Source organism: Adlercreutzia sp. CNCM I-6207 (assembly GCF_977072305.1).
On the sequence record NZ_CDRVLZ010000010.1, the window covers coordinates 1 to 25,070 of the forward strand.

A 25,070-nucleotide genomic window follows, 5' to 3' on the forward strand; every position below is an offset into this window, starting at 1 on the left:
ACTCCCAGCCCGATTGTCGGCGCAAGCGCGCACCGATGGCCAATGGATTTGCGCACTGACGCATTGCGGAATCACCACCCGAGGATGCCGCAATACTCAATCCGATGAACCCATTAAAGAAGTTGCCCCACAGGTTGCCTTCGCTGAAAGTGTTTCGAGCTCTATCTGCAACATATACCACAAAGGCATTGCGTAAATGCCTATCGATCAGATTCAGAGCGGCTCGTGGGTGGTTTGCGTAGTGAGTGAACATCTGCTGAAAAGCTTCGTTCAGCTCATCGAGGTCTGTGGGAAATTCCTCAAAGGCTTGGTACACCATGACATTTTGGAGCCTATCATCCAGTTCGTCAAAAGCCTCGCGAGCCCGATCCTCGAACCCCTTTAATGCCTGAGAAAAGGGAAGCGTGGGAAGGGAGACTGGACCATCATTAAGATATTGGGTACCCAAAACAGTTTGAGTTCGCCGCATTAGGGAGGCGACAGCCGAAGATCTGGTCTCAGAAATAATCCTATCTACTGCTACATCATCGATCTTCTTCTTGCGTAGAACGGAGATCGCGAATTCAGCAGGTGCATTATGATATTTTTTCCTGCAGTTTTATGATTTCATCTGCATCTCCCCAGTCGAAAAGTGCATCGATATCCTTCTCAGAAAGTTCCAAAAGAGGAGGCAAGGTGTCGAATCCTGCTCGTTTGACTGTTCGTCGTAAGCGGGCATTTCCGAAGTTGAGTTCGGTAACTGGTGTCGTTTCCAGCTTCTGGATACTATCCTCTTCGCTCACTCTTTTTCTCTCCCGTGTCAGATTACGTACTGTCGGCTTAGCGTGATTCAATTTTACACTTGACGATGGCTAAATATTGCGGCAGATAAGCAAGGATTCGAAATTACCTAACCTGTCAGGAAGCCTGGGGTAATCCTGATTGATCAATTTGAGTTGTCCGTAGAGAGCCCAGGCGATCTGTCGTGGTTTTGTTTCCAGATTTATTCCGGTGGCAACGTTTCCCAGCCGTAGACTATGTCAGCCGGCTTAAAGAGGTCGACGAACTCGGTAGGGGAGAGAACGGGTACGGGAGACTTCTCGAAGTCGCGTCCGTTGCGGGTGACGATGAAGTCGATGCCCGTGCGATGTGCGGAATAGGCGACAAGATCATCCTCGTAGTCGCGGTGCTCGTGCTCATAGGCAGCGAGGCAATCGGCGGACGTGGTGTCGGCGATGGAAAAGAGTTGCAGCAAGTCTCCAAAGGCCCTCCGGGCATCAGCCGCTTTCATGAGCTTTCGTGCCGTGAGCAGGTAGCGAATAGAGGGTGTCGAACATGCGGGAAGCCAAAGCTTGAAGTCTCGCAACAGGGCAACGTCGACAGCGGTGAAAGCAGCTTTAAAGTCGTCGGTGTCGGTGAAAAGGTCGATGACGACATTGGTGTCGAAGAGGATGTTCATTACGCACCGCCGTGCTTCTCGAGAAGATGCTCGCGCCAATCTTCGCGCCAGTCATGGCCCTTCGGTGCGATGGGGGGCTCAAGGGCGTCAGGTGTCGGACGTGATGCGCGGACCATGGTTCGCAAAAGTTGGCGCTTTCCCTGGATATCGTCGCGAGGGGATGCATCGGCAAGAAACTCCGGAACTTGCTGGCTGCGCTCAAGCTCGCAGAACAACTGCCGCACCGCCTCGGATACGCTGATGTGCTGCCTGGCGAGTACTTGCATTCCGTGCTCTTTCAGCTCTTCGGGGAGCCGTATGTTCAATGTGGCCGTTGCGCTCATCCTTGCCTCCTTAGTTTTCAAACATTATACTGCATTACGTAATGCAAGTAAAGGCTATGTACGCGGGTCTTGGAGTGGGCTCGCCTTTCGAGAACCTGCCTGTGCGTTTTTCGGCATCTGCTCCCTTCTCAACGGTTGCCATTGACGCCTTCGTTCTGAAGCTCCTATATGTTGCTGCAGAAGACCCATTTCAGAAAGAAGGCGAGGCCCATAGATGTCTCTCGTGAGCGCGGCGCAGCGTGCATACTGAAGAGGACGAAAGGAAAACAACAAGAGGAGGCCAAATGGACATCTTTCTACTCGATAGGAACGGGGGCCTCGTTGATCTCTGGCAACAGTATTTCAGCGAAGACAACGTCATGCCTGTTCGCGGTTTCTTCGATGTGTTCATGGACCCCTATGACGTGCAGTGCGTTGTCTCGCCGGCTAACTCTTACGGGATCATGGATGGCGGCTACGATGGCGCCATTACTCGCTATTTCGGAGATGGGCTCCAACGATGCGTTCAGGATCACATTATTAATCACTACTATGGCGAACAGCCTGTAGGGACGAGTTTTATGGTGGATATACCTGGTTCCGACAAGAAGCTTATTCATACGCCCACGATGCGCGCCCCTTCAGCTATCGCGGATCCCCTCGTTGTGTATCGGTGCATGAGAACGACGCTGATGTGCGCGCTGAACAATCGAGTTGAGAGTATCGTCATCCCGGCTTTCGGCGGAGCCACGGGTAATGTTCCCTATCGTTCCATTGCCGCACTTATGAAAGAAGCTTACGACCAGGTGATGAATCCGCCTAAAAGTTTGAATTGGGAATATGCCAATCGCTATTTGGAAGATCGGTTCAGGGAAATGTAGCGGCGATGTTGGCGTGCGCTTCGGGCGTTAGAAATCATCCAATGAAGAAGGCGGCCGTTCTCGTTGTTAATAAGCATTGGATAGCTTTGTGCCCCTTGAGCTTTGCCGAATGCTCTTTCCGATCGAGTTGTTGCGGAGCGTACCGGGAATATAGGCTAGAATAGCAGCTATTGACATGATGCCCGCCGACGCGACAGGAGAGCCTATGACGCTTTGCAACGAGAACGCGCCCATTCTGGTGAACGAGGAGATGGGGTGCAACATCTGGCTCATGACCGTGCGCGCGCCGGAAATCGCGACGACGGCGCGGCCGGGGCAGTTCGTGCACGTGAAGGTGCCGGGCATGGAGGCCCACATCCTGCGCCGCCCCTTCGGCGTGTACGCGGCCGATGCGGAGGCGGGCACGGTGGACATGATGTACCAGGTGCTCGGCTTCGGCACTGAGCACATGACAGAGCTCGCGGTCGGCGACGCGGTGGAGATGATCGGCCCCATCGGTCGCGGATGGCAGCCGCCCGAGGGCTGCAAGCGCGCGCTCATCGTGGCCGGCGGCGTGGGAAGCGCGCCGTTGTACCCCTTGGCCGAGGAGCTGACGGCGGCGGGCGTTGCCACCGACGCCATTCTCGGCGCCTCCACCATCGATGCGTTGGTGGCCCGCGAGCGCTACGGGGCCGTACTCGGGTGCGAGCCTGCCTGCTCCACCGACGACGGCACCTACGGCCGCGCCGGCTTCTGCACGCCGCTTGTGGAAGAGGCCCTGGCGGCGGCCGCTGCGGAAGGCGCGCCCTACGACTACGTGGCCTGCTGCGGCCCGGAGCCCCTCATGAAGATCGTGGCCGGCATGGCGGATGCGGCCGGCGTGTTCTGCGAGGTGTCCATGGAGAGGCGCATGGCCTGCGGCGTGGGGGCCTGTCTGTCCTGCGTGGTCGATACGACGGCCGGCAAGCGCCGCGCCTGCGTGGACGGCCCGGTGTTCTGTGCAAGCGAGGTGGTGTGGTAATGCAGCGCAAACCGAAAGAGACGAGCGTCAACCTGTCCGTGAACCTCGGCGGCATGGCCATGAAGAACCCGGTCACCGTGGCCTCGGGCACCTTCGGCGCCGGCATGGAGTACCACGACTTCGTGGACGTGGCGGCCCTGGGCGCCGTCACCACCAAGGGCGTGTCTTTGAACGGCTGGGAGGGCAACGCGAGCCCCCGCATTGCCGAGACGGCTTCGGGCATGTTGAACTCCATCGGCCTTCAGAACCCCGGTGTGCAGCACTTGAAGGACATCGAGCTGCCGTGGCTCGCCGAGATCGGCGCCACGGCCATGGTGAACGTCTCCGGCCACAGCTTCGACGAGTACGTGGCTGTCATCGAGGCCTTGGAGGAAGCCCCCGTGGCCGCCTACGAGGTGAACATCTCGTGCCCCAACGTGGACGCCGGCGGCATGACCATGGGCTGCCATGTGCCCAGCGTGGAGAAGGTGGTGTCGCTCTGCCGCGCCGCTACGAAGCGCCCGCTCATCGTGAAGCTCACGCCGAACGTCACCGATATCACCGAGATCGCGAAGGCCGCCGAGGCCGCCGGAGCCGACGGCATCTCGCTCATCAACACGCTGCTCGGCATGGCCGTGGACGCCCGCACCCGCCGCCCGAAGCTGGCGCGCGTGGTGGGCGGCTATTCGGGACCGGCCGTGAAGCCCGTGGCCCTGCGCATGGTGTGGCAGGTAGCCCAGGCCGTTTCCGTGCCGGTGCTCGGCATGGGCGGCATATCCACCGGCGAGGACGCCGTGGAGTTCATGCTGGCCGGCGCCACCGCGGTGGCCGTGGGCACGGCGAACTTCGTCAATCCCACCGCCACCGTCGACGTCATCGACGGCATCATCGACTACTGCGAATCCCAGGGCGTCAAAGACGTCAACGAGCTGATAGGAGCCCTGCAATGCTAACCGCCTTCGATTCCATTCCTGCTCGCGACCGCGTCATCGTGGCGCTCGACTGCGACGCCTGGGAGGCCATAGCCCTTGCCGACAAGCTGGAGGGCCACGCGAAGTGGCTCAAGATCGGCATGACGCTGTACTACGCCGAGGGCCCGGCCATCGTGAAGATGTTCAAGCGCCGCGGTTTCAACGTGTTCCTCGACCTGAAGTTCCACGACATCCCGCACCAGGTGCAGGGCGCGGCGCGCTCGGCGGCGGCCAGCGGGGCCGACATGCTCACCATGCACACCGTGGGCGGCACCGCCATGATGGAGGCGGGCCAGCGCGGCGCCGAGGAGGGCGCGGCGGAGTACGGCGGGGACGTGCCGGCGACCCTCGGCATCACGGTGCTCACCTCCATGAGTCCCGAGGCGCTTGCGGCCACCGGCGTCGCCCGACCCCTGCCCGAACAGGTGGCGGCCCTCGCGGCCCAGGCCAAGGAGGCGGGCATCTCCGGCGTGGTGGCCTCGCCCCAGGAGGCGGCCGCTCTGCGCGAGATCTTGGGCCCCGACGCCTTCATCGTCACCCCCGGCGTGCGCCCGGCCGGCGCCGCCCTGGGAGACCAGAGCCGCGTGGCCACGCCCGCCCAGGCCTTCGCGAACGGAGCGTCGCACATCGTGGTGGGCCGGCCCATCACCGAGGCGGACGATCCCGTGGCGGCCTTCGAGGCCATCGCCGCGGAATTGGAGTAGCTCCAAAGCGTTTTATCCCTGAATAAGGCCCGTGTATAGCCGATAATTGGGAAAAATGCCGCATTTATTGATTCCGAGTAAATTAGGTGTTGATTCCTCATCAATGCGTGGTACTATGCCCTCAGCCCGAACTGGAAGGAGAACAGAAATGGCAATTCCCCAACTCAGCCCCGAGGCCCGCGCTGAAGCGCTTGAAAAGGCAAAGGCCGCACGCATCAAGCGGGCGGAGGTACGAGAAGAGCTGAAGACGGGCAAGCTCACCGTCGCTCAGGTTCTCGATATGCGCGACGACCCTGTCGTGGGCCGTATGAAGATTTCCACGCTCATCGAGACGCTGCCCGGGTACGGCAAGGCCAAGGCCGAGCGCATCATGAAGGAGCTGCAGATCGCCGAGAGCCGCCGCATCCGCGGTATCGGCGAGCGTCAGCGCGAGGCTCTGCTTGCGCGCCTGTCCAAGTAGAACGTCAACGTCACAAAGGAATTCATGAGACACGGAAACCTCTTCGTCGTAAGCGGTCCCTCGGGAACCGGCAAGGGAACTCTCATCGCGCGTCTTCTCGAGGAAGTGCCCGACGCTTGGTTGTCCGTCTCCGCCACCACAAGGCGCCCTCGTCCCGGTGAGGAGGAGGGCGTCAGCTATTACTTCCTCACGAAGGAGGAGTTCTTAAGCCTGGCGGAGGAGGGCGGCTTTCTGGAATGGGCCGAGTACTCCGGCAACTGCTACGGCACCCCGCGCGCCTCGGTGGAGCGCGAGATGGCGGCGGGACGCCAGGTCATCCTCGAGATCGAGGTTCAAGGGGCACTCCAGGTGCGCGAGAAGATGCCCGAGGCGCACCTCGTGTTCATTGAACCCCCCTCGCTCGAGGAGCTGGAGCGGCGCCTGCGTGGGCGCGGCACCGAGACCGATGACGTGGTGGATATGCGCATGCGCACCGCTCTGGTGGAACTTTCCCAGAAAATGGAGTATGATTATCGGCTTGTGAACGACGATTTGGACGAGGCCACTCGCCAGCTCGTCGCTTACGTCAACGAAATCGCCGAGCAACAGTAAGAGGATATCCGCCCTATGAGCATTATCGAACCGAAGATCGACGTCCTGCTTGACCGCACCGACAACGACCGTTTTCTTCTGTGCGCGCTGGCTTCCAAGCGTGCGCACGACATCAACGACATGATGCGCGGCCAGCGCGATCGCGCCATCCAGCTGCAGACGGCCGTGGAAATCGCCCGTGCCGCCGATACGAAGCCCTTGTCCATGGCCTTCAACGAGATCGCCCGTGGCGAGGTTTCGTACGATCCTGAGTCGATCGACGTGAAAAACCACTAAATGGAAGAGTTCCAGAGAATCATTCTCGTGCATTATCACGAGATCGGGCTCAAGGGACGCAACCGCGGAGTATTCGAGAAGCGCCTTCAGAAGAACCTGGAGGCGCTTCTTGGCGCGTATCCCGTTGTCACCATCCACCGCATCTCCGGGCGCCTGCTCGTCTTCTTGCGGGAGGGAACCACGCTTGAGGTAGCGAACCAGTGCACCGATGCCATTCTGGGCGTGCCCGGCGTGGCCCGCGCATCCTGTGGCTTCAAGTGCGATCTGGACATCGAGGTCATGGGGCGCGCCGCTTGCATCGCCCTGGCCGAGGCGGAGCCCTTCTCCACCTTCAAGGTGTCCGCGCGGCGCAACCACACGGTGTTCCCCATCGACTCCATGCAGATGAACCGCGACATCGGGGAGGTGCTCTGCGAGCGGTTCCCCGAGAAGCGGGTGCAGATGAAGGGCCAGGACGTCACCGTGGGCGTCGAGGCCGTGGAGGGCACCGCCTACGTGTACGCGCGGTCTGTCCGCGGGATCGGCGGCCTGCCCGTGGGTTCGTCGGGCAAGGTGGTGTGCCTTCTGTCCTCGGGCATCGACTCGCCCGTGGCCACCTGGCGCATGGCTCGCCGCGGGGCCGTGCCCATCGGCGTGCACTTCTCGGGACGCCCCCAGACCTCCGACGCCTCGGAGTACCTGGTGGACGACATCGCGCACGTGCTCGAGCGCACCGGCTGCATCGGGCGCGTCTACGTGGTGCCCTTCGGCGACTACCAGCGCGAGATATCCCTTTCCTGCCCGCCCTCTCTGCGGGTCATCCTGTACCGGCGCCTCATGTTCCGCGTGGCCGAGGAGCTGGCGCGGCGGGAAGGGGCCGGAGCGCTGGTGACCGGGGAGAGCCTAGGGCAGGTGGCCTCGCAGACCCTCGACAACATCCGCGCCACGAACGACGCGGTGGAATTGCCAGTGTTGCGGCCGCTCATTGGCTCGGACAAGCTGGAGATCATCGAGGCGGCCCAGGAGCTGGGCACCTTCGAGATCTCGTCCATGGACGCGCCGGACTGCTGCACGCTGTTCATGCCGCGCAACCCCGAGACCCACGCGAAACTGGAGGCGGTGCGCGAGGCCGAGGTCGCTTTCCCTGTGGAGGAATGGGTGACCGCCCTCGCCGATGCGGCCGAGCCCCATGACTATGCCTGCCCGGCCTACAAGCCGCCCAGCAAATCCCGACGATAGAGAGCTTCGGATTTCCGTGTCTCAATCGCGCTTCTCCGTAGGGGGCGACCTTGGTCGCCCCTTTTTTGTCACGCGCCTCTGTTCCACTCGCGAGGGCAGACCAAGGTCTGCCCCTACGGATGGTACCGAGGGATGAGGATTGGGACAGGGGCGGGACGCGACCACGGTCGGCGCGGGGAACGGATCGAGACATTCCCGCGTCATAAATACGGTCGTGTGCTCGTATCCTTTTTCCAATTCGGGAGAAGGAGGAGATCATGGCCTTTCAAGATCGTGCGGAATCGCTCGCGGAGAGATTGCATCTGGGTCGCGTGCCCCGGTCGGTCTTCGTCGCTGTGGCATTGGCGCTGGTGCTCATGATCGTGCTCGCAGGGTACGCCTTCTGCGCTTCGCTCGGCGGCGGATTCGAGGTGAGGGCGCAGGATGCGGCCTCGGCGAGCGTATCGGGGGACGCTGGCAACGAAGCGGTGCAAGCCGTCGAAGGCGAGGAGGGTGACGCCGAGAAGGCCGCGTCGGGCCAAAGCGTCGAGAACGTGGTGCTCCCCTCGAGCGGCGATGAGACGGGGCAGCTGTGCATTCACGTTGACGGGTGCGTGGCATCGCCCGGCGTCTACTATCTACCCGCAGGCAGCCGGGTGATCGATGCGGTGACGGCGGCCGGCGGCGCCACCGAAAAGGCGCGGACCGATGCGGTGAACTTGGCCCAGGAGCTGCAGGACGGCCAGCAGATCGTCATCCCCTCCCGCAGCGAGAGCCAGGCGACCCCCTCCGATGGGGGCGCCGTGGCAGCTTCCGGCGGCGCGCAGGGCTCTGGGGAAGGCGCGTCCTCCTCAGGGGCTGACGGGATGGTCAACATCAACACGGCCACGGCCGAGGAATTCGAAACGCTCAAGGGCATCGGCGCGGCGACTGCGGAGAAGATCGTGGCCGACCGCGAGGCGAACGGGCCGTTTTCGTCCATCGACGATTTGACGCGGGTCTCCGGCATCGGCGAGAAGAAGCTCGCGGCCATGCGGGATCGGCTCTGCCTGTGACGGGCGATCTCGACAGCAGGCCGCCGCGCCCCTTTCTGCCGCCCCTGCTGGTGGCAGGGCTCGTCCTGTGGGCTGCAACGGCGCTGATTTGGCCGACCCTGCGCCTTGCGCCCACCGCGGCCCTTCCCGTACTGGGGATGCTTGCGCTGGGCGCTGCCGTGTGGCTGGCATCCCATGCCTTGCGCGCGGCCCGAGGCGGCGGTTTCTCGCTCGGCGCTCTGGCGGCGCTCTCCCTCGCCGCTGCCGTGGCTCTTTGCTCCTTTTGGGCCGGCGCTCTTCGCGGCTCTATGGCCTACGCAGAGGCGCAGGGAGGCGATTCGGCGCCGGCGACCTGGCACGCCGAGCTCACCGAGGATGCCCGTCGCGGAGATTTCGGATGGCACGCCGAGGCGCGGCTTCGTGGCGCAGATGGCCGCGTGCTACGGGTGCGGCTTAACCTGCCCGAGGATGCGGCGCTGCTGCAAGGGCAGTCTATGACGGCATCCGGAACGCTCAAGCCGCCCGCAGAGGCAGTGGCAGCATACTACTGGGACACCGGGCTGGCCGGCTCTCTCACCGCGAGCGAAAGCGCGTTTGTCTCGGAAGAAGCAGCGCTCGATAGCGGCCCCTTTGTCCATCTGCGGCGATGCGCCCTGGATCTCATCGCCGCGTGCGGGGGAGACAATGCGCCACTTCTACAGGCTCTTGTGTGCGGTTGGAGGCCGGCCATCGAGGAATCGGGGCTCTACGATTGCTTCAAGGCCGTGGGGCTGGCCCATCTCGTGGCGGTATCGGGGGCGCACCTCTCCATTGTGGTTCTGTTCGTTGCGGGAGGATTGAAGCTGCTGCGGCTCGGCCGCAAAGCGACGACGGTGGCCAGCGCCCTGTTTCTTGTCGGCTACGTCGCGTTCACCGGGATGCCGGTATCGGCACTGCGAGCGGCGGTCATGGCCGCGACGGGGCTGTTCGCGCTCTGGGCCAACCGCCGTAATTCGGCGCTCAGCGCATTGGGGCTGTGCCTTCTGCTTTTCGTGGGGGCGGATCCAGCCTGCGCCCTTTCGGCCTCCTTCGCCTTGTCGGCGGGATCCACCCTGGGAATCGTTCTATTCGCACCGCTGCTGTCCTCGGCCTTCGCGGGGCTCCCTCGATTGAAGAAGGTCGTGGGCGATCCCCTCGCCCTCACCGGCTCCTCGGCCCTGGCGACGCAGCCCTATGCGGCGGCGCTCTTCTCTCAGCTGCCTCTCCTGTCGCCGTTGGCCAACCTGGTAGCGGGGCCGCTGTTTTCCTTGGCGTGCCTCGTCGGGTTCGTCGCCGTACTGCTCGCATGCCTTGCCCCCGCTGCGGCACCGGGACTCATCGGCGCGGCGGCCCTGGCATGCGCCCCGCTCTCGGCCGTCGTTAACGCCCTCGCTTCGCTGCAGGGCTCCTGCGCGCCCATCGATGCCGCGCCTCTGGCGGCGGCCGTGCTTTCCGGCGCGCTCTGCATCGGGTTGTGGGCCTGGTGGCCGCGAGTGAGCATCGGGGGGCTGTCGGGGACGGCGGCCGCGGCCGTTTTGGCGCTTTTCGTGCTGCGCCTTCCCCTCGGCATGCCCACCGATGCCATCGTCATGCTGGACGTGGGCCAGGGGGACGCGTTTCTCGTGCGAAGCGGCGCGAACGCGCTACTCATCGACACCGGCAACCAGGATTCCCTGCTCAAGGCCGCCCTGGCGCGCCAGCGAGTGGGCCGCCTCGACGCTGTGGCCGTCACCCACAGCGACGACGACCACTGCGGATCGCTTTCCGTGCTCGGGGATGTGGCTCCCGCATCGGCGCTGCTGGTGCCCGAGGGACTTCCCGACTGCTCTTGCAAAGCATGCTCGGAGCTCATGGCCGCAGCGCGGACAGAGGGACTCGCCGACGCCCTCGTCGAGCTGTCGCCGGGCGATACGGTGCGCTGCGGCAAATTCTCGATAACGGTGCTCTGGCCCGAGCGATTGGCCGACGATGGCGGCAATGCCGACAGCCTCTGCCTGCTCGCCTCCTGGGACGGCGATGGCGACGGGGCGGCGGAGTGGACGGTCCTGTTCACCGGCGACGCCGAGGCCGAGCAGCTGGATCAGCTGACCGACAAGCTGCCCGCAAGCGGGGTGGAGGTACTGAAGGTGGGCCACCACGGCTCGAAAAAGAGCCTCGATGCTTCTTTGGCAGAGCGTCTGTCTCCCAAGGTGGCGCTCATCGGCGTCGGCGAGGCCAACCGCTACGGTCACCCTTCGCAAAACACGCTGGACTTCCTTGAGAAAACCGGGTGCGCCACCTACTGCAGCGACGAGTCGGGAGATGTGGTCGTGGCGTTTTCCGAAGATACGCTCACGGTCTCCACCCAAAGGTAGGGGATGCAGTAGCGATGGGGTACAATGGGGCCATGAGCGACAGCCAACATACCGATCTCCTTCCCGCCTATTTGGCCGTGGGCGAGGACGCCCTCAAGCGCGAGGCGGTCATCGCCCGCCTCAAGGCGCGCTTGGCCACGATGGGCGATTTGTCCTTCAACTCCGACGAGTTCGATGGGGAGGTGGCCGAGGGCGCCGCCATCGCAGCCGCCTGCAACACCATGCCCTTCGCAAGTCCCGTGCGCCTCGTCTACGTGCGCAACGCCGACAAGCTGAAAAGGGCCGACGCCGAGGAGCTCGTCAACTACCTCAAGGCTCCCAGCGCCACCACGGTGCTCGCCTGCGAGGCGGAGAAGCTCGCCAAGAACACGCGGCTGTACAAGGCGCTCGCCGCCGCGGGCCCCAAGGCCGTCATCGACTGCGCCCCGCCCAAGAGCTGGGAGCTGCCCAAGCGCGTCCGCGCCATGGCCTGCACCCACGGCATCACGCTTACCGAGGGAGCGGCCTCGGCTCTGGTGGAGCTCGTGGGCGAGAACACCGTGCACCTCGACAACGAGCTGAAGAAGATCGCCCTGGCTCACGGCACGGCCGATGGGGTGGGGGAGCGCGAGGTGCGCGCGCTCGTGGCCCGCACCTCCGAGGTGAAGCCATGGGATTTCACGGCGGCCTTCGCCGAGCGCAACCTCGGTAAATGCCTCGCTCTGAGAGCGAAGATGGAGAGCACCTCTCCCCATGTGCTCATCGCCCTGTGCACCACGCGCCTTCGCGAGCTCATGGCGGCCCAGTCCATGGCCCGTCGCGGCAACCCGCGCGGTCTCGCCAAAGCCCTCGGCGCGCCCGACTGGCGCGTGAAGAACCACGGCGCGTGGGCGCGCCAATGGCGTCCCGAGGAGCTGCGCCGGGCGCTCGCCTCCTCTCGCGACGCCGAGCAGGCCATGAAGAGCGGCAGCGATCCCGACGAGGTCTTCTACCGCTGGCTCGTGGAAACCCTCAAGCGCTAGCTAGTCGTCCCCGGCGCCAAGGCCAGGTTCTTGCGGTCGTAGGGCATGCGGAAGTAGTACTCGTGGCCGCAGATTCCCTGCAGGATGCGTCCCTCGCGCACGAGGTAGATGAGGTGCGCCAGCGTCTCGCCCATGGAGAAGTACTTCTGATCGAGCGGCCAGCTCTTCCAATCGGGGTAGCGCCACGTGGCATGCTGGGAAATCTGAACAATGTCGTCGTGGCCGGCAGCCACCAGCTCGTAGATCTCCTCCAGGCGCTTGTGGTGGTGCTCGATGAGGAAGTCGACCCGCTCGCGCATGCCGGTGAACGGCTTGCCGTGGGCCGGGAGCACCAGATCCACATCGTAGCCGCCCACCTTCTCGAGACTTTCCAGAAACTCCGCCAGGGCGTTGTAGGCCGGAAACCACGAGGAAACCGACGGTGTGATGCGCTCCAGCACATGATCGCCGGAGAGGAGGATTTTGTGCGCCGCCTCGTAGAGGCAGATGTGCCAAGGGTCGTGGCCCGGCGTCTCGATCACCTCGAACTCGAACTCACCGACCTTGAGGCAGTCGCCGTCGGCCAGATAAGTCATGACCGGGTAGGTGGAAAGCGGCAGAAGCTCCGCCGACACGTGCAGCCGCGGCCCCTTCTCGTCGAAGGTCAGGTCACGCTGCTGCTCCAAGGTGGCCGCCTGCAAGAGCAGCGGGCCGTAGACGTTGTCCTCTATCTCCATGAGGTTCTTCACCTCCTGGAACGAGTGAAGGTTCGCGAGCACCGGCATGCCCTCGCGCCAAATGCGGTCGAGGTTGCCCGTGTGATCGGGGTGCGAATGGGTGAGCACCACTTGCACCTTGTCCCAAGAGCGGCCGAGGGCGGCCAGGGCGTCGTCGAGCGCCTGCTCGCAGTCAGGGTGGTTGAAACCCACGTCCACGATGGTGGTGGTGCCGTCGTCGTCCAGAATGAAGTAGGAGTTGAGGGCGCGCAGCGGATTGTGGGGAAGGGGCACGCGCACCAGGTAGAGATTGGGGTAGATGAGCACCGGCTTGCCGAAATCGGCATTGCGGGCCGTCTCCGCCGCCAGCACCGCGCCCTCGTCGGGCGTAATGCGCCCACGCTCGCGGGCTCCGATCGTCTCTGCCATGCTGGTTCCTTCCGCGCTGGACCCTCATCGGGCGGTTTCGTATCTCGTTTCCCATTGTAAATAAAGGCCGCGTTCATGCAACAGTGGCCATCGACCTGTAGACAGGTTGATCCGTAGGGGGCGACCTTGGTCGCCCCTCATCAAGTGGGATGTTCGCGCTTGAGGAGGGCAGACCAAGGTCTGCCCCTACGGGATCGATCTGCGCGGTGGTTCCGCGCAAACAAAAAGCGCCGCCCCGGATGGGACGGCGCTTCGGATCGCGAAGTCTGCGGGTCGCGCAGGCTACTCGGCGGCCTCCTCGGCCGAAGCCTCCTCAGCCTCGGCGGCAGCGGCATCAGCCTCGGCCTTGGCGGCCTCCTTGGCCTTGCGCTCGGCGGCCTTCTTCTCCTCCTTCAGCTGCTTCTCGCGGCGCTTCGCCTTCTCCTCGGAAGCGGCGGCCATGGCGGCCTTGCGGGCGGCCTTGGCCTCGGTCTTCTTGGAGCCGGTCTTCTGCGGCTTCGGCGCCGGCTTCTCGTAAGCGGCGATATCCTCGGCGGTCACCACGGTGTTGGCCAGGCGCATGATGCCGCTCTTGCGGTTGGCGGCCTGGTTCTTGTGGATGACGCCCTTGGAGGCGGCCTTGTCCATCAGACGGCAGGCCTCGCAGGCGAAGGCGTAGGCGTCCTTGCCGTTGCCCTCGGCCACGGCGTCCTTGACGTGACGGACGGCGGTCTTCAGCTCGCTCTTGACGGCGCGGTTGCGCATACGACGCTTCTCGTTGGTGATGATGCGCTTCTTCTGGGACTTGATGTTAGCCATGAATGCTAGCCCTTTCTGGTTCGGTCGTTTCCCATCTTCGGTGGTATCCAACGACACGAACGCGCGGCGGTATACCCCGCTGCGGGCCATCGTGCGAATCGGAAAGCGGCGGGATTTCTCCGCTTCCTCAGCCCCGAGACCGAATGCCTCGGAAAGCCGCCAGCAACCGTAATCTTAAAGCGCAGCCACGTCTGCAGATTTGGCGGTGGAATCACCGCGTGCACGTATCGCTGGATACACAATGCGGTAGAATACCAAAGATTCCCGTGAGCGCGGCGAAGAAAGTGGTCTTGCGGCCCCGAATCTTCGCGAGACGCACACATTGAGAGGGGAGAGGGGCCTCGCGGGCCCGCTCGCCCGGTAAGACCGACGCCGATAAGAAAGACATTATGACCCACGAGCTTTCCCATATCCGCAACTTCTCGATCATCGCGCACATCGATCACGGCAAGTCCACGCTCTCGGACCGCATCCTGGAGCTTACGGGCACGGTGGCCAAGCGCGACATGCAGGCCCAGCTGCTCGACTCCATGGACATCGAGCGCGAGCGCGGCATCACCATCAAGAGCCAGGCCGTGCGCGTGAGCTACACCGCCGACGACGGCGAGACCTACCAGCTGAACCTCATCGACACGCCGGGCCACGTGGACTTCACCTACGAGGTCTCCCGCAGCCTGGCCGCCTGCGACGGAGCCGTGCTCGTGGTGGACGCCACCCAGGGCGTGGAGGCGCAGACCGTGGCCAACGCGATGCTCGCCATGAACGCCGATTTGGAGATCATCCCGCTCATCAACAAGATCGACCTGCCGGCCGCCGAGCCCGAGCGCGTGAAGGCCGAGATCGAGGACGGCCTGGCCATTCCCGCCGACGACGCGGTGCTCGCCTCGGGCAAGACCGGCGAGGGTGTCCACGATCTTCTGGAAGCCGTGGTCTACAACATCCCGGCCCCCGAGGGCGACGGCGCGGCCCCCTTGCGCGCGCTCATCTTCGACAGCTACTTCGACGCCTACCGCGGCGTGGTGGCCCTCATCCGCGTGGTCGACGGTCGCATCAAGAAGGGCGACAAGATCCGCATGATGGCCACGGGCACGGAGACGCTCGTAGAAGAGGTGGGCGCGCGGCACCCCCAGGAGGTGCCCGAGGAGGCACTCTATGTGGGCGAGGTGGGCTACCTCGTCACGGGCCTCAAGGATGTGAGCCAAGTGAAGGTGGGCGACACGATCACCGTGGCCGACGGCGGCGTGAACGAGCCCCTTCCCGGCTACCGCGAGGCGAAGCCCATGGTGTTCACGGGCCTGTTTCCCATCGACGGCGACCAGTACGAGCCCTTGAAGGAGGCGCTGGAGAAGCTGTCGCTGAACGACCCGGCGCTCGTGTGGGAGCCCGAGACCTCTCATGCCCTCGGCTTCGGCTTCCGCGTGGGCTTTCTGGGCCTTCTGCACATGGAGGTCATCAAGGAGCGGTTGGAGCGCGAGTTCGGGCTCGACCTTCTGGCCACGGCGCCCTCGGTGGAGTACCACGTGTACCTCAAGGGCGGCGAGATGGTGTCTTTGCACTCGCCCCAGGAGATGCCCGATCCCGGCTCCATCGATCACGTGGAAGAGCCCTACCTGAAGGCGAAGATCCTCATCCCGCCCGACTACGTGGGCGCCGTGATGGATCTGGCCGTGGGCCGGCGCGGCAACTTCGTCACCATGAACTACCTCTCTCAGACCACCGTCGAGATGCTCTGGGAGATCCCTCTGTCCGAGCTCATCCTGGACTTCTTCGACAAGCTGAAGTCGAACACGAAGGGCTACGCGTCCCTCGACTACGAGATGGACGGCTACAAGCCCTCGCAGCTCGTGAAGCTGGACATCCTGCTTTCGGGCAAGCCCATCGACGCGCTGTCGTTCATCGTGCACAAGGACAAGGCCTACGACCGCGGGCGCGTGCTCTGCGACAAGCTGAAGGAGATCATCCCGCGCCAGATGTTCGAGGTGCCCATCCAGGCGGCCATCGGCGGCCGCGTGCTCGCGCGCCAGACGGTGAAGGCCAAGCGCAAGGACGTGCTCGCCAAGTGCTACGGCGGCGATATCACCCGCAAGCGCAAGCTTCTGGAGAAGCAGAAGGCCGGCAAGAAGCGCATGAAGGCCATCGGCAACGTGGAAGTGCCCCAAGAGGCCTTCATGGCTATTTTGAAGGTGGACGAATAGGAGCTGCCTCTCTGCCGGAATATTCTCCGTAGGGGCTGGCCTTGGTCAGCCCTCCTCAGGTACGAACATCCCACTTGATGAGGGGCGACCAAGGTCGCCCCCTACGGGTCGTGCGCGGCGCGCGAGGCTATTCTCCTAGCAGATCCTCGCGCACCACGTTGGTCATCACCTTGGGCTCCATCCCCGGCGCATTAATGCCCGCGGCGCGGCCGGCCTCGATGCACTTGAGCATCCAGGCCATGTTGCGGCCCAGCACGCGCATGGTGTGCAGGCCCTCGCCGTCGCCTTCCGCCTCGCCGGGGGTGCGTCCGTAGGCGATGTTCCAGTAGGAGCTGGAGACGAGGGGCTGGCAGTTGATCTGGAAGTACTTGTTGATCTGGTCGGCCGCCTCGATGGCCCCGGCCCGGCGCGCCACGGCGATGCCGGCGGCGGGCTTGAAGCGGAAGTTCGCCCCGCCGGCGTAGAACATCCGGTCCATGAGCGCCCGCAGCGATCCGGCCATGCCGGCGTAGTACACCGGCGACCCCACGATGAAGCCATCACATTCGGCGCCCTTGGCTATGAGGTCGTTGCAGCAGTCCTCGCCGAACACGCAGCGCTTCTCGCCGGTCTTGCCGCAAATGCCGCAGGCGATGCACCCGCGGATTTCCTTGTTGCCGATCCAGACAAGCTCGGTCTCCACGCCCTCGGCCTGAAGGGCGGCCGCAGCCTCCTCCAGCGCCCGGTTCGTGTTGCCCTTCCAGCGCGGGCTCCCGTTGATGAGCAGTACCTTCACGATCGTCTCCTCTTCTTGTGATCTCGACGCGTCCTCGGCACGCATCCATTAAACTATGCTCATTCTACACCGTTAAACGCAGCAGTCGAAAGAAGCACCGATGAGCAGGGAACCAAAAGAAGACTACGATTGGATCAACGATCCCTTCGACGAGAAGAAGATCGCCGAGGAGCGGGAGCGCATGGGCATGAGCGGCACGTCCAAGACCTTCGTGGGCATCGGCTGCCTTCTGTTCGTGCTGGGCTTCATCGTGCTCATCGGGCTTTTGCTGTTCGGGATTCTTTAGTCGTGGAAGGACTCTTCGGGAAATACCGGGTGCTGCTCGCGCCCATGGCCGGCGTGTCCGACATCGCCTTCCGCACCTTGTGCCGCGAGGCCGGGGCGGATATGGCCTTCACGGAGATGGTCTCGGCCAAGGGGCTCTCCTTCGCCAACGAGAAGACGCGCCACTTGCTGGCCCTGGCCGACGGCGAGTCCCAGGTGGCCGTGCAGCTGTTCGGCCACGAGCCGGATGTCATGGCCTCCCAGGCCGCCTGGATCGAGCAGGAGATGGGGGAGGGACTGGCCTATCTGGACATCAACATGGGATGTCCCGCCCGCAAGATCGTGTCGAAGGGGGACGGCTCGGCGCTCATGAAGGATCCCGCGCTGGCCGGCTCCATCGTGCGGGCCGTGAAGAGGGCCGTGGAGCATCCGGTCACGGTGAAGTTCCGGCGGGGCTGGGCGGAAGGCGACGAGACGGCGCCCGCTTTCGCGTGCCTCATGGAAGAGGCCGGAGCCGACGGGGTCACGGTGCACGGGCGGTTCGCCGAGCAGCTGTACCGGGGAAGTGCCGACTGGGGCGTCATCGCTCGGGTGCGCGAGGCGGTGTCCGTGCCCGTCGTGGGCAACGGCGACATCCGCAGCGGTGCCGATGCCGTGCGCATGGCGGCAGAGACGGGCTGCGACGCGGTGATGATCGCCCGGGGCGCCGAGGGAAACCCGTGGCTGTTCTCCCAGGTGCAGGCCGCACTTGTCGGGGAGGCGGAACCTGCACCGCCTACGGTTGAGGAACGTATTGCCATGGCGCGTCGCCATGCGGAGCTGCTCACCCATCGCGAGGGGCGCAATATCGTGCGCATGCGCAAGCACGCCATGTGGTATATGGCGGGACTGCCCGGCGCCGCCGCTGCCCGCGGGCGCATCAACTACTGCACGACCCTGGCCGACTTCGATGCCGTGTTCGACGAACTTCTGGAGATTGCCCGGGAGCATTCGTGATTTGTCCGTCTCGCACCAATATCGCGCCGATTTCCTGCTGTCCATCTCGCATCAGGGTTGTCCGTCCAACGCTAGGAGGCATCGCAATTCGCTCAGACAGTCCTCGATGGTATCGAAGGCGTTAGGGTTAGTCTTTCCGCGCATCGCTGCGCCTTCGATACCATCTGCGGAACTCGCTCGGTTGCAATGCCTTCTAGCGTCGGACTACTCGGTCGGAAAGAGAGGACCCTCATGGCTTACGATCCCTATAAGGCACTCTACCTGCACATTCCGTTCTGCGTGAGACGGTGCGGGTACTGCGATTTCGCCACTTCGGCGGTAGAGCGGGACTCGCCGATTATCGACGAGTACGTGGAATCGCTCGTGATGGATATCCGCCGGGCCTCGAGGGAGGGAAAGCTCGGGGCCATCGAGACGGTGTATCTGGGCGGGGGGACGCCGAGCCATATCGGGATGGGGCGGCTTTCGATGCTCCTTTATGCGCTGTCGATGTCGATGCATCTCGAGCCCGAGGTCGAGTGCACGATGGAGGCGAACCCCGAAAGTCTCACGGCGCCCATGGTACGGGATATTTGGGCACTCGGGGTGAACCGGCTCTCCATCGGCGTGCAGTCCTTCGACGACGAGGTGCTGCGCATTCTCGGACGTGCCCACGACGCCGAGGCTGCCAGGGCGGCGGTGCGCGCGGCCCAGGAGCGCTTCGATAACGTGTCGGTGGACCTGATGTGCGGCATTCCCGGGCAGAGCGCGCAGTCCTTCGCGGAAAGTGTGCGGGAGGCGGTGGCCCTAGGGGTGGCCCACGTGTCGGTGTATCCGCTGACCATCGAGCCGCACACCCCCTTCGATCGTGCCGTCATGCGGGGCGAGATGGACGAGCCCGACGAGGACGTGGAAGCGGCGGCAATGGAAGAGGCTCGGCGCATCCTGGAGGGAGCCGGGTTTCATCGTTACGAGGTGGCGAGCTACGCGAGGCCCGGCTTCGAGAGCCGCCACAACACCGCCTACTGGACGGGGAAGCCCTACCTGGGGCTGGGGCGCTCGGCCGTCACCATGACCCAGAACGCCGAGCGGCGCATGCGGGTGCAGGACGGACAGGTGGTGGAAGATCTGGACGCGCGGCAGATGGCCGCCGAGGACCTCATGCTTGGCATGCGCATGGCCCGCGGCGTCTCCGACGAACAGGTGACGCGGGCCGCAGCGGTCATCGACGACGCCGCGAGCACGGCCGCATCTTCGGGGTCGATGACCCCCGGATCTGAAACCGGTTCGGTCCTTGCCGCCTTCGACGAACTCGCCTCTCTCGGTCTGGCCAAGCACGCGGACGGCCGTTGGCGCCCCACCGACGCCGGCTGGCTCTGCGGCAACGAGCTCTACGGCCGCCTCCTCGATCTTGCCCCGTAAGCCAACCCATCGTCCCTGCTTCGCATACCACCACCTTCGTAGGGGGCGATCTTGGTCGCCCCTCTTCAACGCCGAAAATCTTTCTTGCTCGGGAGGGCGGCGCAAGCACCGCCCCTACGGAATCGTTCCCGAAGGGCCGCCTTCCACCTGTGCTTGTGTGTCGCTTGCGTCGAGATAGGGGCTTTCGTTAGCACTCTCGCCTCGTGGTTGCTAAAATGGCGTCAATAACGGATGCCTCCGCGCCTATCGCGCGGGGCGAAGCGGGAAGGCGAGAGGAGCGGATATGCTGTCGGAGCGACGCCAGAAGGTGCTGCGCGCGCTGATCGAGGACTACATCGAGTACGCGCTGCCCGTGGGCTCGCGTACCCTGACCGAGCGGCACCGCCTGGGCGTGAGCCCCGCCACGGTGCGCAACGACCTCTCTGCTCTGGAAGACGCCGGCTTCATCCAGCAGCCACACACCTCTGCCGGGCGCGTGCCCACCGACGCCGGCTACCGCACCTTCGTCGACGAGCTGCTCTCGTCGGGATTGGCCGAGGAGGAGCGCCCGCACCAGGCCATGGTTGACGAGCTGCGCGCCTCGGCCTCGGAGCTGGACGCGCTCATGGAACGCACCTCGGCGGCCCTCGCGCGGCTCACCAACTGCCTGTCCATTGTCATGGCGCCCTCGGTGCTCGCGGGCCGCATTCGTCAGATCACGCTGGTGTCGCTTTCGCCCTGGCAGGCCATCGTCATCGTGGTGGCCGAGGACGGCCAGGTGGTCAACCGCACGGTCACCTTCGCCGACGAGGTCTCCGCCGACGAGCTGGCAGGTGCCCAGAACCTGCTGAACCGGGTGCTCGCCGGGCACTCGGCCCGCGACGTGCGCCGCTCCATGGACGCCGGCACCGTAGAGGCCCTCAGCGACCCGCTCGTGCAGCTCATCATCGACGAGGTCATAGAATGCTTGGGCGAGTCCGAAAGCGCTCGTGCCCACAGCCTCGGTGTCTCGGCGCTTCTGCGCCAGCCGGAGTTCAGCGATTCGAAGGCCCTGCTGCCGGTCATAGAAGTGCTGGAGGACGACCGCGTGCTGCTGAACACCTTCGACGAGGCCGCCGCGGAAGGGGGGCCGGTCATGGTGCGCATCGGGCACGAGAACCCCGCCTCGGAGCTCGCCGGTGTCTCTATCGTGGCCTGCCCCTATGGGCGCGGCGAGTCCGAGGGCGTCGTCGCCGTCATCGGCCCCACCCGCATGAACTACGAGCGCGCCATCCGCGCCGTCCGCGCCGCCCAGTGCGCGCTGCACGGCGAGTAGACGTGCGTTACCCAAGAATACGGAAGAGCGAACGAAGAAAGGCAAGATTCACCTATCATGGCCGCAACTAAGGACCTCTACGAAATCCTCGGCGTCTCCCGCGACGCCTCCGAAGCCGAGATCAAGAAAGCATTTCGCCATAGGGCGCGGGAGCTGCACCCGGACGTGAACAAGGCACCGGATGCCGAAGACCAGTTCAAGGAGCTGAACGAGGCCTACGACGTGCTGTCCGACCCCCAGAAGAAGGCCCAGTACGACCGCTTTGGCACGATTCCCGGCGCGGCGAGTGGCGGCGGCCCCTACGGCGGCGTCGGCATCGATTTCGAGGACCTGTTCGGTGGCGGCTTCGGCGGCATGGGTGATATCTTCTCCACCTTCTTCGGCGGCGCGGCCGCAGGCGGCCGCCAGGTGCGCAAGGACGGCCGCGACATGGGCGTGGGCATCCGCATCACGCTGAAAGAGGCGGCGACCGGCGAGAAGAAGGAGATCGTTTACGACCGCCTGGCGCCGTGTCCCGATTGCGACGGCACGGGCCTGGGCGAGGACGGCAAGGAAGTGACCTGCGAGGAATGTCACGGTACCGGGCGCGTCGTCACCGTGCAGCACACCTTCTTGGGCGACATGCAATCGGCGAGCACCTGCCCCGCCTGCCACGGCACCGGCACGGTCATCGATAACCCGTGTCCCGAGTGCGAGGGCCAGGGCCGCGTGCCCGACCGCCAGCGCGTCTCGGTGGAGATCCCCAAGGGCATTCGCGACGGCCAGCAGCTGCGCATCCACGGCTTCGGCGAAGCGGGCATGCAGGGTGCGCCGGCCGGCGACCTCATCGTCACCGTGCGCATCGCCCCCGACGAGTTCTTCGAGCGCGACGGCGACAACCTGCACTGCAAGCTCGTGGTTCCCATGGTGCAGGCGGCGCTCGGCGCCGACATCGAGATCGACGGCATCTACGAGGACGAGAAGGTCACGGTCGCCATCCCCGAGGGCTGCCAGAACGACCAGATCGTGCGCGTGAAGGGCTTCGGCATGCCGCGCCTGAAAAGCGACGCTCGCGGCGATTTGTTCGCGCACATCGCCGTGGAAGTGCCGAAGAAGCTCTCCAAGCGCGAGCGCGAGCTTTTGGAGGAGCTGGCCGAGGAGATGGGCGAGGACGTGAACGAGGAGAAGCGCTCGCCCTTGCAGAAGCTCCGCGACATTTTCGAGTAGGGGAGCGGATCTGTGTCTTTGCCCCGCTTCTTTGTGGAAAACCAGGTGCTGGCCGCCGAGACCGAGGCGGTGTTCCCGCTGCGCCTCGCGTCCGACGACGCCAAGCACGCGAAGGTGCTCCGTTTGGCGCCCGGCGAGCACGTGGCGGTCATCGACGCCGACAGCGACTACTTCGAGTGCGAGATCGTCGACTTCTCCGACGCGCTGCCGCTCGTGTCCATCGCGCGCCACGCCGAAGCGGACGAAGCCGGGCCCCAGGTGATCCTTCTGCAGGGACTTGCCAAGGGCGACAAGATGGAGACGGTCATCCGCCATGCCACCGAGGTGGGCGTGGCCGCCTTCGTGCCTCTGTCCTGCAAGCGCTCGGTGGTGAAGCTCGATGGGAAGAAGGCCGCTGCCAAGACCGAGCGCTGGCGCGCTATCGCCAAGAGCGCCGCCATGCAGTCGGGCCAGGCGCGCATCCCCAAGGTGAGCGAGCCGGTATCGGTGCGCGAGGCGGCATCGATGCTCGCCGAGGCCACGGCCGTGCTCGTGTGCTGGGAGGAGGCGCCCCAGAGCGCGAGTCTGCACGAGGCGGTGCAGGGGGCGCTTTTGGAGACGCTCACGCCGGCGGACGACGCCCGCATCGCCGTGGTGGTGGGGCCCGAGGGCGGCCTTTCCGAAGAGGAGGTGCGCATCCTTCTCGCGAGCAACCCGCGGGCGCGCCTCGTTACGCTGGGCTCTTCCATTCTTCGTACCGAGACGGCGGGCATCGTAGCTCCGGCGCTTACGCTCTACGAGCTGGGCGGCATGGGCAATCGCCCGCGGAAGCCCGGTTCGGATCCGGCTGCGGCCGATGCCGAGCCGCGCGTCATCGAGGCGCCGGCTGCCGCCGAGGCCTTCGAGCGCATGTTTCCCCGCTATGAGGGCGCCGATGAGTAAGGCGCCGTTTGGTTATGCCGTGGTGAACCTCGGCTGCAAGGTGAACCGCGTGGAGGCCGACGGCTTCGAGCGGCTGCTCGGGGAGCGCGGGGGAGCGCCGGCGCCCGAGGGAGCGGCCGACCTCATCATCGTGAACACCTGCACCGTCACCGGCGAGGCCGACAAGAAAACTCGCAAGGCCGTGCGCCACGCGCTTTCCGCCAACGATGGCGCCCGTATCGTCGTCACCGGTTGCGCCACGGAGATAGACGCGGCAACCTATAAGGCCATGGGCGAGCGCGTGCGCGTTGTTCCGAAGGCCGGCATGGCCCTCTTCCTCAACGAGATGGAGTTGCCCGGCAGCGACAGCTCCTCGTCCGACCTCACGGCACATGGGGGGAGGTCCTCGGTGCTGCCCTCCGACGGACGTACGCGGGTCGGGGTGAAGGTGCAGGACGGCTGCGATAACGCCTGCACCTACTGCATCGTGCACGTGGCCCGCGGCCGCGCGACGAGCCGCCCGGCTAACGAGGTGGTGGCCGAGGCCGCGGCCCTGGCGCGAGCCGGCGTGCGCGAGATCGTGCTCACGGGCATCAACCTGGGGTCCTACGATGACAGCGGCCTGGACTTGGCCGATCTCTGCCGGCGCCTGCTGGACGAGACCGCCGACCTACACGGCCCCGGCGAGGCCCCGTGCCGCTTCCGTATCGGCTCTGTCGAGCCCATGGACGTGTCGATGGACTTCATCGGGCTTCTGGCCGAGGCCGAGGGGCGCCTCTGCCGGCATTTGCACCTGCCCCTGCAGTCGGGCTCGTCGAAGGTGCTGCGCGAGATGGCGCGCCCCTACGACACCGAGGAGTACCGCCAGCTCGTGGACTACCTGCGGGCCATGGTTCCCGAAATCGCGCTCACCACCGACATTATCGTGGGCTTTCCCGGCGAGACCGAGGACGACTTCGCCGATACCTGCGACCTCGCGCGCCACGCCGCCTTCAGCAAGATCCACGTGTTCCCGTACTCGCGGCGCGAAGGCACGCCCGCAGCCGAGCGCACCGACCAGGTTCCATCCGCGGTGAAGGCCGACCGCGCCGCCCGCCTGCGCGCCCTCTCCGATAAGCTCGCCGCCGCCGACCGCGCCGTGCGCGCGGGCACGACCGAGCTCGCCCTCGTGGAGCGCCCCGGTCACGCCACCACCGAGAGCTACCACGAGACAACGGTGCCGGAGAGCGCCCTCGTGGGCACGCTCGTGACGGTGACGCTGTAGGGAACCTCGCTCCGATCCCGTTGAAGTCCTTTTTCGCGGAGCGAATCCCGAGAGCGCGGAAACATCTTGTCGCGACCTGCGCCTTTCGCTATAGTAACGATATGGTTACGAGAGCCCAGGGCATAGTGCGCAGAGAGATCGAGGACACGCTGTCATTCCTCAAAAGTCGGGGAGTGAGCGAGTTCGTTCACTTCACATCGGTGGATAACCTGCCGGGTATTCTGCAGAACGGCTTGCTCCCTCGCGCGGAGTTGGAGCGGCGGGAGATCGCTTTCCAGCATAACGACAGCTTGCGGCTCGACGGCAAGGCGCATGTCAATCTTTCGATCTCCAACCCCAATATCAAGATGTTCTACCGAGCGCGTAAAGATCATCCGAACCGCGTCTATGCCGTCGTGAGCATCAACCCCGCGATTCTTTACGAGTGCTGCGATGCGGCCGGTAACCGTCTCTTCGAGTTCTCCTCGACCAATGCGGCCTCCCGGAAGGCCGAGCGCTGCGGCGTGGAGGAGATCTTCGGGGGGGCACGCCATCCCGGCCTTAAGCCGCATTGGCCGACGGACAACCAGGCCGAGCTCCTCGTCTCGCGTGACATAGAGCCACGTTTCTTCCAGTCGGTTCAATTTTCGGCGAAAGATAAAAAGACC

The 25,070-nt window shown here is 64.6% G+C and carries 26 protein-coding genes and 1 pseudogene; 20 read left to right on the plus strand and 7 right to left on the minus strand.

The genetic code is table 11. The features are described from left to right. The 4 genes from ACW4QM_RS06395 to ACW4QM_RS06410 all read right to left on the minus strand — a co-directional run. A partial coding sequence (locus ACW4QM_RS06395; protein WP_455798301.1) for a hypothetical protein occupies nucleotides 1-319 on the minus strand: 319 nt, incomplete at its 3' end. 256 nt (nucleotides 320-575) lie between these two features. Continuing rightward, nucleotides 576-782: a hypothetical protein gene (locus ACW4QM_RS06400; protein WP_161127264.1), complete on the minus strand. Its 207-nt coding sequence runs from the start codon at nucleotides 780-782 to the stop codon at nucleotides 576-578. A 200-nt stretch (nucleotides 783-982) separates the two neighbouring features. After that, nucleotides 983-1,438, minus strand: coding sequence for a type II toxin-antitoxin system VapC family toxin (locus tag ACW4QM_RS06405; RefSeq protein ID WP_161127263.1), 456 nt, complete (start codon nucleotides 1,436-1,438; stop codon nucleotides 983-985). After that, a complete protein-coding gene (locus ACW4QM_RS06410; protein WP_161127262.1) occupies nucleotides 1,438-1,761 on the minus strand; it encodes a hypothetical protein in 324 nt (107 codons plus the stop codon). Before ACW4QM_RS06410 ends, ACW4QM_RS06405 begins: the two co-directional genes overlap by 1 nt. A 284-nt stretch (nucleotides 1,762-2,045) precedes the next feature. On the opposite strand from ACW4QM_RS06410, the gene ACW4QM_RS06415 reads away from it, so the two are divergent. The 11 genes from ACW4QM_RS06415 (at nucleotide 2,046) to holA (ending at nucleotide 12,206) form a co-directional block, all read left to right on the plus strand. Continuing rightward, on the plus strand, nucleotides 2,046-2,621 hold the full coding sequence (locus tag ACW4QM_RS06415) for a macro domain-containing protein (RefSeq protein ID WP_161127261.1): 576 nt from the start codon (nucleotides 2,046-2,048) through the stop codon (nucleotides 2,619-2,621). 205 nt (nucleotides 2,622-2,826) lie between these two features. Beyond that, the gene (locus ACW4QM_RS06420; RefSeq protein ID WP_022739957.1) at nucleotides 2,827-3,621 is read left to right on the plus strand and encodes a dihydroorotate dehydrogenase electron transfer subunit; all 795 of its coding nucleotides are present in this window, start codon (nucleotides 2,827-2,829) and stop codon (nucleotides 3,619-3,621) included. Further along, complete coding sequence (locus tag ACW4QM_RS06425) at nucleotides 3,621-4,553, plus strand: dihydroorotate dehydrogenase (RefSeq protein ID WP_022739956.1); 933 nt, start codon at nucleotides 3,621-3,623, stop codon at nucleotides 4,551-4,553. The genes ACW4QM_RS06420 and ACW4QM_RS06425 overlap by 1 nt, the downstream gene beginning before the upstream one ends. After that, nucleotides 4,547-5,275, plus strand: coding sequence for an orotidine-5'-phosphate decarboxylase (gene pyrF, locus ACW4QM_RS06430; RefSeq protein WP_114548318.1), 729 nt, complete (start codon nucleotides 4,547-4,549; stop codon nucleotides 5,273-5,275). Before ACW4QM_RS06425 ends, pyrF begins: the two co-directional genes overlap by 7 nt. Before the next feature lie 148 nt (nucleotides 5,276-5,423). Beyond that, entirely contained in the window at nucleotides 5,424-5,735 is a 312-nt protein-coding gene (gene mihF, locus ACW4QM_RS06435) for an integration host factor, actinobacterial type (protein WP_022739954.1), read from the plus strand. Between the two features lie 24 nt (nucleotides 5,736-5,759). After that, nucleotides 5,760-6,326, plus strand: a complete 567-nt coding sequence (gmk, locus tag ACW4QM_RS06440; RefSeq protein WP_022739953.1) for a guanylate kinase — start codon at nucleotides 5,760-5,762, stop codon at nucleotides 6,324-6,326. 15 nt (nucleotides 6,327-6,341) lie between these two features. Beyond that, complete coding sequence (locus ACW4QM_RS06445) at nucleotides 6,342-6,602, plus strand: DNA-directed RNA polymerase subunit omega (RefSeq protein WP_022739952.1); 261 nt, start codon at nucleotides 6,342-6,344, stop codon at nucleotides 6,600-6,602. Next, nucleotides 6,603-7,820, plus strand: coding sequence for a tRNA uracil 4-sulfurtransferase ThiI (gene thiI, locus ACW4QM_RS06450; RefSeq protein WP_161127260.1), 1,218 nt, complete (start codon nucleotides 6,603-6,605; stop codon nucleotides 7,818-7,820). Nucleotides 7,821-8,077: 257 nt separating this feature from the next. Further along, the gene (locus ACW4QM_RS06455) at nucleotides 8,078-8,854 is read left to right on the plus strand and encodes a ComEA family DNA-binding protein (RefSeq protein WP_022739950.1); all 777 of its coding nucleotides are present in this window, start codon (nucleotides 8,078-8,080) and stop codon (nucleotides 8,852-8,854) included. Then, nucleotides 8,851-11,205, plus strand: a complete 2,355-nt coding sequence (locus ACW4QM_RS06460; protein WP_237974237.1) for a DNA internalization-related competence protein ComEC/Rec2 — start codon at nucleotides 8,851-8,853, stop codon at nucleotides 11,203-11,205. The genes ACW4QM_RS06455 and ACW4QM_RS06460 overlap by 4 nt, the downstream gene beginning before the upstream one ends. 32 nt (nucleotides 11,206-11,237) lie before the next feature. Next, entirely contained in the window at nucleotides 11,238-12,206 is a 969-nt protein-coding gene (gene holA / locus ACW4QM_RS06465) for a DNA polymerase III subunit delta (RefSeq protein WP_161127258.1), read from the plus strand. Here holA and ACW4QM_RS06470 read toward each other — a convergent pair. After that, nucleotides 12,203-13,330, minus strand: coding sequence for an MBL fold metallo-hydrolase (locus ACW4QM_RS06470; RefSeq protein WP_161127257.1), 1,128 nt, complete (start codon nucleotides 13,328-13,330; stop codon nucleotides 12,203-12,205). The genes holA and ACW4QM_RS06470 overlap by 4 nt on opposite strands. Before the next feature lie 282 nt (nucleotides 13,331-13,612). After that, nucleotides 13,613-14,128: a 30S ribosomal protein S20 gene (gene rpsT / locus ACW4QM_RS06475; RefSeq protein WP_161127256.1), complete on the minus strand. Its 516-nt coding sequence runs from the start codon at nucleotides 14,126-14,128 to the stop codon at nucleotides 13,613-13,615. Nucleotides 14,129-14,517: 389 nt separating this feature from the next. Between rpsT and lepA the strand changes: the two genes are divergently transcribed. Beyond that, nucleotides 14,518-16,323 carry a translation elongation factor 4 gene (gene lepA / locus ACW4QM_RS06480; protein WP_114548324.1) on the plus strand — a complete coding sequence of 602 codons (1,806 nt, stop codon included), beginning with the start codon at nucleotides 14,518-14,520 and terminating at the stop codon, nucleotides 16,321-16,323. 127 nt (nucleotides 16,324-16,450) lie between these two features. On the opposite strand, the gene ACW4QM_RS06485 is transcribed toward lepA, so the two are convergent. Next, complete coding sequence (locus tag ACW4QM_RS06485) at nucleotides 16,451-17,098, minus strand: flavodoxin family protein (protein ID WP_161127254.1); 648 nt, start codon at nucleotides 17,096-17,098, stop codon at nucleotides 16,451-16,453. 100 nt (nucleotides 17,099-17,198) lie between these two features. Between ACW4QM_RS06485 and ACW4QM_RS06490 the strand changes: the two genes are divergently transcribed. The 8 genes and pseudogenes from ACW4QM_RS06490 to ACW4QM_RS06525 form a co-directional block, all read left to right on the plus strand. Then, nucleotides 17,199-17,384, plus strand: a complete 186-nt coding sequence (locus tag ACW4QM_RS06490) for a hypothetical protein (protein WP_022739942.1) — start codon at nucleotides 17,199-17,201, stop codon at nucleotides 17,382-17,384. Nucleotides 17,385-17,386: 2 nt separating this feature from the next. Then, entirely contained in the window at nucleotides 17,387-18,358 is a 972-nt protein-coding gene (dusB, locus tag ACW4QM_RS06495; RefSeq protein WP_306506259.1) for a tRNA dihydrouridine synthase DusB, read from the plus strand. A gap of 231 nt (nucleotides 18,359-18,589) precedes the next feature. Further along, nucleotides 18,590-19,759 carry a radical SAM family heme chaperone HemW gene (hemW, locus tag ACW4QM_RS06500; protein WP_161127253.1) on the plus strand — a complete coding sequence of 390 codons (1,170 nt, stop codon included), beginning with the start codon at nucleotides 18,590-18,592 and terminating at the stop codon, nucleotides 19,757-19,759. Between the two features lie 283 nt (nucleotides 19,760-20,042). Then, nucleotides 20,043-21,053 (plus strand): heat-inducible transcriptional repressor HrcA, encoded by a 1,011-nt coding sequence (gene hrcA / locus ACW4QM_RS06505; protein WP_161127252.1) that lies wholly within the window; start codon nucleotides 20,043-20,045, stop codon nucleotides 21,051-21,053. Between the two features lie 57 nt (nucleotides 21,054-21,110). Further along, complete coding sequence (gene dnaJ, locus ACW4QM_RS06510; protein WP_161127251.1) at nucleotides 21,111-22,259, plus strand: molecular chaperone DnaJ; 1,149 nt, start codon at nucleotides 21,111-21,113, stop codon at nucleotides 22,257-22,259. A 12-nt stretch (nucleotides 22,260-22,271) separates the two neighbouring features. Continuing rightward, nucleotides 22,272-23,180: an RsmE family RNA methyltransferase gene (locus tag ACW4QM_RS06515; protein ID WP_237974238.1), complete on the plus strand. Its 909-nt coding sequence runs from the start codon at nucleotides 22,272-22,274 to the stop codon at nucleotides 23,178-23,180. Beyond that, nucleotides 23,173-24,423, plus strand: a complete 1,251-nt coding sequence (locus ACW4QM_RS06520) for a MiaB/RimO family radical SAM methylthiotransferase (protein ID WP_237974239.1) — start codon at nucleotides 23,173-23,175, stop codon at nucleotides 24,421-24,423. The genes ACW4QM_RS06515 and ACW4QM_RS06520 overlap by 8 nt, the downstream gene beginning before the upstream one ends. A 101-nt stretch (nucleotides 24,424-24,524) precedes the next feature. Next, nucleotides 24,525-25,028 (plus strand): annotated as a pseudogene (locus ACW4QM_RS06525) (DarT ssDNA thymidine ADP-ribosyltransferase family protein); the annotation flags it as partial. Between the last annotated feature and the right edge of the window lie 42 nt (nucleotides 25,029-25,070).